Source organism: Aeromonas sobria (assembly GCF_006243315.1).
In the GTDB taxonomy this organism is placed as follows: Bacteria; Pseudomonadota; Gammaproteobacteria; order Enterobacterales; family Aeromonadaceae; genus Aeromonas; species Aeromonas sobria_A.
Genome location: NZ_NKWE01000014.1, coordinates 1 through 7,404, shown reverse-complemented (window position 1 = coordinate 7,404; position 7,404 = coordinate 1). Strand labels below are relative to the sequence as shown.

Genomic DNA, 7,404 nt, shown 5'->3' with positions numbered 1-7,404 from the left:
GTGGAGAGCTTGAACAAGGCGCAGCGTTGATCGCCGACAGGGCGGCGGAGCTGCGGAAAGAGCAGCAGCGAGATCGTGGGTTTAGCATGTGATTTATAGTCACTGTGACGATAAATGTAGGGGGGGGGGGGCAATGGAATTTGATAAGCACGATCTTGAGATTGATGGTGATCGAGTATGGCTATTGGGCGCAGACGGTCAGCGGCTGTGCGACTTGAACGACATGCGGTTGCTCGATTTTGAATGGCGGATCAGCGTGGAAGGTGGCCTGCTCAACTTCGATTTGGAGGCCCGCGAGTGGCGGCAGCGGCTCCTCGATGCGGGCCTTCAGTTGGATTGAAGGGAGGTGGTGCTGATGTGGTTGAGCGATAGATTTCCGAGATTGATGTTGTGGCACACGGTGGTAGCGCTGGCCGCAGTCTTTGCAGCGAAATCCCTGCTGTACTGGGCGGCGGATTGGCTGGCGTTGGGGCCACTCTACAGCGCCTTGGCTGGGCCTTCCTGGAACGTGGCGGCATGGATTGCGGCGCTGGCCCTGTTGCTTCGGTGGATGAAGGTTTAGCCCGTCGTTGTTCTGCGATAACAAAATTACCGCGAAAAGCGTCATTATCAATGTGTACGGACAAAACGGTTTAATCCTGGCGTTACCCAGGCACAGAGGTCTGCATGGGTTGAAGAACTGGGTATAGGAGAGGAAGCGCCTCTCCTATCCAGAAATTAATGAGGCCAGACATGATTGAACTGCTTAAAACACTAGCCACCAACCCCCTCTCTACGAACCTTGGCTTTATGGCGGCTGTCTTAGCGCTGGGTTTTTTATTGTTGGTTGCAACGTGGTGATGAGTGGGGCCGCAGGCCCCTCTCATCTCAATAGGGGCAACAGGACTTTTGCCCATTTTTTTGTAATGAATTCAAAAACTTCCAGTTAGTTAAGAGTAGAGACGAATTACCCCTCACTATAGGAGAGCGTCTCCACTATCGAACCAACTAACTTAAGGAGGCCTACATGCCCATTATTCTGTTTCATACCCTGCAAACTCTCGCTACCAACTCCCCGCAAGAAAACCTGTGCTTCGCTGTTGCGGCGCTTTCTCTTGCCGTTCTGGTGAGAGTTACTCGTTAAAAAGGGGCTACGGCCCCTACTTTTCTCAATTTTGAAAATTGCCCTTGTTCGCGCTTTAAATTGGATGAAATCAAACCTCGCAGGATCCAGCTCTAAAAACCCATCAGAAGCGTTGCAAACTTTCAGGCGGTAAACCCTTGATAGACCGGTTGCAATGCGCCAAAACGCGATACAGGTGGCCATATCCTGACGGAGTGGCCGTTTTGCCATGTGAAATCGGCGATTGAACATAAAAGGCGTTAGTCGCAGTGAGTCATCTTAATTATTGGACTAGCTCCAGCGGGTTCTCATTAACATAATAAAATAAAATTTGAATATGTTAGGTTCTGTCAATGTAAACTTTTTTTATCTTTCGTCCTGTTGTATTACATGTTAATATTAACCATTGGGATTAATCAAAAAATAATCACATGTGTTTTACATTTCATTGAAAATTGCAAAAATCACGACTTGCATTTTTGTTAAAATAACAGACGAAAAAATAGGAGCATTGTTGTATGCCAAAATCGTCTTTAGCACCATTACAGCAAAGCTGGAATTCAGCACAGACAGATAATGAGATTGACCTTAGAGAACTTATTCTTGAATTGTGGCATAATAAATTATTGATTTTCTCTGTTGTGACTCTGTTTGCTATGGGAGGATGGGGGTATTCGTTGTCAATTCCATCGGTGTGGAGTACCAAAGCAACGATCGACAATCCACTTAAGGTTGACATATTTCCTTTACTAAAAAAAACCAACCAAATAAATCAACTTGGTTTAGGTGGCGTACCTAGTGGTAACGAATTATTCAGCGAGTTTATCCGTGAGTTTAATAAGCGCGACAATCAGCGGGATTTTTTACGGAAAAGTTCGTTTTTTAAGCATGAGGTGATCGATAAAAACCTCGATGCACAGGCGCAGCACAGGTGGTTACAAGACTGGTCTATGCTAATCAGGGCAGAGGTATTGGCCAAACCGAAAGAGCCACAAACAAAAACTGGTTATGAACTGATAGTAGCAGCTGATTCGCCAGAAACATCAACTAAACTACATAAAGCTTACACTAAATATATTAGTGCATTGCAAAAAAAACGCCTAACTGAAAACCTCATTGCAGAGCTAGACATCAAGCTAAAAGCATTGTCACTTCAGCAAAATATAATAGCAGAAGACGCTAAAATCAGAATTGAACGAGATCGTAAGTCAGCAACTTACAGCATGAATGTTGCAAAGGCAGCAAATATTGAAAAGCCTATCGAGAATTATAACGGTTCAGATCGGTTCTCTGCCTCTTTAGGTGTTGGAGCGTTAACGGAACAAGCGAAAATTTTAGATTCAATGACGCTGGATGAATATCAACCTAAACTGGTTGATTTAAAGGTTGCAATTAAGAGGTTAAAAGAAATAGATCTTACTGGAATAGATTTTCAATCATTTACCTATTTAGATTCACCGAATGAACCACTGGCGCGAGATAAACCTAAGCGGTCATTGATAGTTGTATTGGCGGCTCTGCTTGGTGGCATGCTTGGCGTTGGTATTGTATTGGTCAGATTTTCCTTTAGGGACAAATAGGAAGAATGTGTAACACGATAATATGAAGGCCAAAATTAACAATTCCCCTCATATGAGTGAGGCATAGCGTTGCACTTTTGTGTTGAATCCGCCGCCTTTGCAATAACAGCAAGGCGGTTATTACCGTTCAGCGTCCGAATTTTATATTTACATTTACACTGCGTATAAGGGGGCGTTACGTTAAATCGGACGCCCTTTTTGCTGCCTGTTGTCCAGGTAGTACAACGAGACTCTGGGTTGTTGTCAGTGCCTGTCATTCAGTAAAGGTGTAGTATCATGTAAACATTGCAGTTTAATGGGGTGCGTATGAGTGTTATGTCCGTTCGCTTACCGGATGAGGTAGAGCAACAGCTGGGGCAACTGGCCCAATCAACAGGAAGAACCAAATCGTGGTTGGCGAATCAGGCTATCCAGGATTATTTGGCACGTGAAGCCTGGCAGATCGCGGAAGTTGAAGCCGCATTGAGTGAAGCGGATGCGGGTGACTTCGTGCCTGAAAAGGAGATGATGGCGAAGTTCAATCGGTGGGGTATCAATGCAGGTTAAATGGCTGCGCAAGGCGGCACTGAATCTGGAGGATGCCCACGATTACCTGGCGAAAGAGAACCCTCGGGTTGCCCAAGAGTTTGTGTTCGAGGTGTATCGATTGGTCAATCTGTTGGTAGCTCAACCCGCTATGGGTCGTCCTGGCCGCGTGCCTGGAACAAGAGAGCTTGTGCTGCAACCCTATCCGTTCCTCATTCCATACCGAGTGAAGGGCGAGGAGATCCACATTCTGAGGGTGTTTCATACCCGCTTGCGGCTACCAAGCCACTGGTGAAGGGTACTTGTAGGTGGGGCGGTATGCGTTTGCGTAGGGAGGGGATCGTGCGGTAACGTACTGCCTAGAAAAGACAAACCCCGAATCTCTGTTCATCGACTTGGCGGAAGAACAACAGAGGATTCGGGGTCGTACTCATGTAACAGGTGAAATATATCACATGGATCACACCAGACAACCCTTTAGCGCCGCCAATATGCGCGGTGGTCATTGAATCGAGCACAGCTTGACCTGTTCCGGGAGCTCCTGCCCCAGAAGCCCTACCACACCGACGAATTTACCACGGGTCTGTCCATTGCGGATGTCAGCCGTGCCCTTGGGGCTCGTTACATCCAGCCGAACGGTCCAACGCATCGGTATTGGCTCGTGTTTGACGTAGACCATGCTGCCGCTACGTTATCCTGGGATGACGTAGGCGCCCCGGCACCGAACATCACGGTGACGAACAGGGCCAACGGCCACGCCCACCTGATCTATGGATTGGAGACCCCGATCCGCACTGCCCCGGATGGCAAGGTGGCACCACTGCGGTATGCCGCCGCCATCGAGGCCGCCCTCCGGGATAAGTTGGGGGCCGATCTGGGGTACTCCGGCCTAATCTGCAAGAACCCCCTACACACCCACTGGCTTGTCCAGGTATGGGAGCCCCACACCTACGATCTGGGCTGGTTGGCCGACTATCTCGATCTGAGCCCCTACAATGGCCGCAAACAGCTTCCCGCCTACGGACTTGGGCGTAACTGCACCTTGTTCGAGAAAACGAGCCAATGGGCTTACAAGGCTATTCGGCAAGGGTGGCCGGGGCTTGATCAGTGGATGGCCGCCGTGGTGGAAAGGGCGACCGGGTACAACGTCCAGTTCGAGCAGCCGCTGCCTGCCAACGAGGTCAGGCACACAGCCAAGAGCATCGCCAAATGGACGCACCGCAACCTAACCCCCGCAGGGTTCAGCGCAGTACAGGCCGCCAGAGGGGCCAAGGGGGGTAAAGTATCCAAGGGGGGGGGCAGGCCCAGCAACAGCGGCAAGGCCCGCGCCGACCTGTTGCCGGAGGTGCTGCGGCTCAAGGCGCAGGGCTACAGCAATCGGGACATTGCAGAGGATTTAGGGATCGGTTCGGCAAGTGTTAGCCGCTACCTCACCAAAATCTCGCCAGAGTGATCCAAACAAGCCTTATCAGATAGTAGCCCCCGTAGGGGGGTTCTTTTGGTTTAAAAAGAGTCTCCATAGAGAGCGACTTGGCGAGGGGGTTAACCGCGTTCCCGTAGGGCTGTCCATCAGGCCGTGTGTTTGGCCTGTGGGCAGTAGCGGTTATCCCCGGAGTTGTTTGATCTCTGCTGTTCGTAGTGCCCGCAATATCTCCCCGGCCTGACCCGGAGTAAGAACCACAGCAGTCCCCCCATCCCTGATCGTCTGGAGCTGTGCCGCCAGTTCGTCCAGGTGAGCCCGATTAATCGTTACTGTGACGTTAATGCCCTTCTGTTTGGCACGGTAGGCGGCCTGACGTTCTGCCCCGCTCTTAGCCCCTCCTGTTTTTGGTCTACCCCGTCCACGCTTCTCGCCAAACATATCCCCAGTTCCCTTATCAGTGCTGTCCTTCATGGTTCCAATTCCCGTCACTGTAACGTTAATTAATTATGTGTCACCGTGACGCTAAATAGCAAGTTGCCGCCCCTCTATTTTTTTGCTGTACTGGCATTAAGCCAGCCGACCCCGTATTACATTTCGCCTGCTTCGCGGCTCAACGTAAACGGGGGCTGGTGAGGGGCTCTGCCCCTTCAAACCCTGCGCCGCTTGGAGAGCCAATGACAAAGCTAGAGCTAAAGACAACAACGGCCAGCCTTCGCCTTGATCCTGCCACCCTGGCCAAGTGGCGCAAGGGTGCCAGTGACGAGGGCCTGACCCTCTCCGATTGGCTGAGAGCCAAGGTGGATGCCGACCAGCAAACCCATATCTCTCCCGCTCGGTCGCGGCGGGAACGAGACCCCCGCCACCTGGCAGATCCGGCGCTGATGCGCCAGCTCGCGGCGTTGGGTTCGAACCTCAACCAGATCGCCAGGGCGGTGAACGAATGCCGCCTGGTGGGGAGCCCGGTTTACCTGGTGGAGCTGCTGGCGTTGCTACGTAGCATCGAGGCTACTGCCGGAACGCTGCTGCCGCAGCTTCCTCCGCCGCCGAACCGGGAGGGTGACGGGCATGATGATTAAGTTCCTGGCTCATGGCACCGGTAAGGCCAGCAGTGCGGCGACCTATTTGCTGGACAGCCACGACCACAAAGGCGAGGAGCGGGCCGGGGTGGCTGTGTTACGGGGCGATCCGCAACAGTTCGCTGCCGTGGCGGACTCGCTCGATTTTCAGCATCGATACCGGAGCGCGGTGATTTCCTGGTCGGAGGAAGAAGCCCCCAGTGACGCCGAGATCGGCGAGGTGCTGGACGACTTCGAGGCACTGTCCTTTGCCGGACTGGATAGGCAGGACGTGCACCTGACCGCCGTGCAGCACCGGGAGGTCGGGGGCGGTGTTCACGTCCACATTCTGGTGCCCCGTGTTCACCTGGGCACGGGCAAATCTCTGAACATTGCCCCGCCCGGACATAGAAAAGACTTTGACGCTCTGCGGGATAAATGGAATTACGGCAAGGGCTGGGCCAGACCAGACGACCCGCTCCGGGCACGGCTGATACAGCCCTCATTTGACGCCTACAAGGGCCAGAAGGACAGGACTGCCATCAAGCGGCAGATAGGGGATCACCTGCTTGGGGCGGTGGCTCAGGGGCTGATCCGCGACCGGGGCGAACTACTCGAGTACCTGGGCGAGGTGCTCGAATTCGAGATCACCCGCCAGGGCAAGGACTACATCACGATCAGGCCGGAGGGATACCCGCAGGGCATCCGGCTCAAAGGAGAGCTGTATGGAAAAGGGTGGCGAGCTGAAAACACGCTTGAGCGAGAGACTATCGCAGCGGCAAGCCGAGGAGCTGGCCGAGGTGGCCACGTTGACCGAGGCCAATCTGACACAGCTCAGCGAGCGTTTGACGAAGCATGTGAGCGCCGAGCTGAGTACAACCAGGGACGCTATTCGGCGGCAGAGCGAGCAGATCACCACGTTGTTAGGTTCACAGCAGAGCGCCTTGGAGCAACAACAGGCGACCGTGGACGCGCTCAAACGCTTGAGCTTGACGGACTTGGAGCAGATCCGGGAGGGGTTAAACGACGCGATCACCCTCGCCCAGGGGAAGGCAATCAAGCAGGCGATCGAGCCGCTCAGGACGGCACTGGCGCAACTCAAGACGGACGGGGAGGCCCTGAGTCGGGTGACGTTCAGGGGATGGCTCAAACCGCTGCTTATCTCGGTGGTGGTGCTCCTAGGAGCCGGGGGAAGTACCTGGGGGGTGGCAGCGTACCTGGCGAACGAGATCACCGGGCAACTTGCCGAGCTTCAGAGCCTAAACCAGCAGATCAGCACAGCCCAACGGACCCTGGAAAGCTTGCCCAAAGGGGTGACGTTCGTGCTCGATGGAAAGGGGCGGTACATCGTGGCGAGGCAGATCGATACACCGTTCAAGATGGACGAAGGGAAGTACAAGGGCCTAATGGCCGTGGGAGTGAAGTAGATGACCGAGTTAGAACGGCTGCTGACCGCTCAATTCGAGCGGATGGAACAACGGCACCAGGACGAGACGACAGCCTTGCGGGAGCAGCTCGACGCGCAACAGAGCGCTTTGGAGAGCTTACAGGCGCAGTTGCAGAGCACCTTGGAAGGGTACGAGACGCACTGCGCCAACTTACACACCGCCTTCGTGGCCTTGGAGAAGAGTACCAGGATCGAGCTGGCCAGCATGGGCCGGAGTTTGGACCAGACCAACCGGGCTACCGGAGCAGCACTTGGGTCATTGAACAGCAGTG

At 53.4% G+C, this 7,404-nt stretch carries 10 protein-coding genes; 9 read left to right on the top strand and 1 reads right to left on the bottom strand.

Annotated features, from left to right (window positions below):
• Positions 1–133 precede the first annotated feature (133 nt).
• The 7 genes from CF137_RS03545 to mobC all read left to right on the top strand — a co-directional run bounded on the left by CF137_RS03545 (position 134) and on the right by mobC (position 5,706).
• Positions 134–340 (top strand): hypothetical protein, encoded by a 207-nt coding sequence (locus CF137_RS03545; protein WP_068979456.1) that lies wholly within the window; start codon positions 134–136, stop codon positions 338–340.
• A gap of 21 nt (positions 341–361) precedes the next feature.
• Entirely contained in the window at positions 362–562 is a 201-nt protein-coding gene (locus CF137_RS03540) for a hypothetical protein (RefSeq protein WP_139717973.1), read from the top strand.
• Positions 563–1,620: 1,058 nt separating this feature from the next.
• Entirely contained in the window at positions 1,621–2,682 is a 1,062-nt protein-coding gene (locus tag CF137_RS03535; RefSeq protein WP_139717971.1) for an LPS O-antigen chain length determinant protein WzzB, read from the top strand.
• A 306-nt stretch (positions 2,683–2,988) separates the two neighbouring features.
• Positions 2,989–3,228 carry a type II toxin-antitoxin system RelB family antitoxin gene (gene relB / locus CF137_RS03530; RefSeq protein WP_068979460.1) on the top strand — a complete coding sequence of 80 codons (240 nt, stop codon included), beginning with the start codon at positions 2,989–2,991 and terminating at the stop codon, positions 3,226–3,228.
• Positions 3,218–3,502, top strand: coding sequence for a type II toxin-antitoxin system RelE/ParE family toxin (locus CF137_RS03525; RefSeq protein ID WP_068979461.1), 285 nt, complete (start codon positions 3,218–3,220; stop codon positions 3,500–3,502). Before relB ends, CF137_RS03525 begins: the two co-directional genes overlap by 11 nt.
• Before the next feature lie 210 nt (positions 3,503–3,712).
• Complete coding sequence (locus tag CF137_RS03520; RefSeq protein ID WP_139717968.1) at positions 3,713–4,660, top strand: replication initiation protein; 948 nt, start codon at positions 3,713–3,715, stop codon at positions 4,658–4,660.
• 644 nt (positions 4,661–5,304) lie between these two features.
• Positions 5,305–5,706 (top strand): plasmid mobilization relaxosome protein MobC, encoded by a 402-nt coding sequence (gene mobC, locus CF137_RS03510; RefSeq protein WP_139717964.1) that lies wholly within the window; start codon positions 5,305–5,307, stop codon positions 5,704–5,706.
• 97 nt (positions 5,707–5,803) lie between these two features.
• On the opposite strand, the gene CF137_RS22455 is transcribed toward mobC, so the two are convergent.
• Positions 5,804–6,025, bottom strand: coding sequence for a hypothetical protein (locus CF137_RS22455; protein ID WP_414731092.1), 222 nt, complete (start codon positions 6,023–6,025; stop codon positions 5,804–5,806).
• 385 nt (positions 6,026–6,410) lie between these two features.
• Between CF137_RS22455 and CF137_RS22230 the strand changes: the two genes are divergently transcribed.
• Positions 6,411–7,112 carry a hypothetical protein gene (locus CF137_RS22230; RefSeq protein WP_240038504.1) on the top strand — a complete coding sequence of 234 codons (702 nt, stop codon included), beginning with the start codon at positions 6,411–6,413 and terminating at the stop codon, positions 7,110–7,112.
• A partial coding sequence (locus tag CF137_RS03500; protein WP_139717962.1) for a mobilization protein occupies positions 7,113–7,404 on the top strand: 292 nt, incomplete at its 3' end. It lies immediately after the preceding gene.

Excerpts from the sequence above, each read along its gene's own strand:
- CF137_RS03535 (WP_139717971.1), top strand. The coding sequence starts at position 1,621 with ATGCCAAAATCGTCTTTAGCACCATTACAGCAAAGCTGGAATTCAGCA.
- relB (WP_068979460.1), top strand. The coding sequence starts at position 2,989 with ATGAGTGTTATGTCCGTTCGCTTACCGGATGAGGTAGAGCAACAGCTG.
- mobC (WP_139717964.1), top strand. The coding sequence starts at position 5,305 with ATGACAAAGCTAGAGCTAAAGACAACAACGGCCAGCCTTCGCCTTGAT.
- CF137_RS03525 (WP_068979461.1), top strand. The coding sequence starts at position 3,218 with ATGCAGGTTAAATGGCTGCGCAAGGCGGCACTGAATCTGGAGGATGCC.
- CF137_RS22230 (WP_240038504.1), top strand. The coding sequence starts at position 6,411 with ATGGAAAAGGGTGGCGAGCTGAAAACACGCTTGAGCGAGAGACTATCG.
- CF137_RS03545 (WP_068979456.1), top strand. The coding sequence starts at position 134 with ATGGAATTTGATAAGCACGATCTTGAGATTGATGGTGATCGAGTATGG.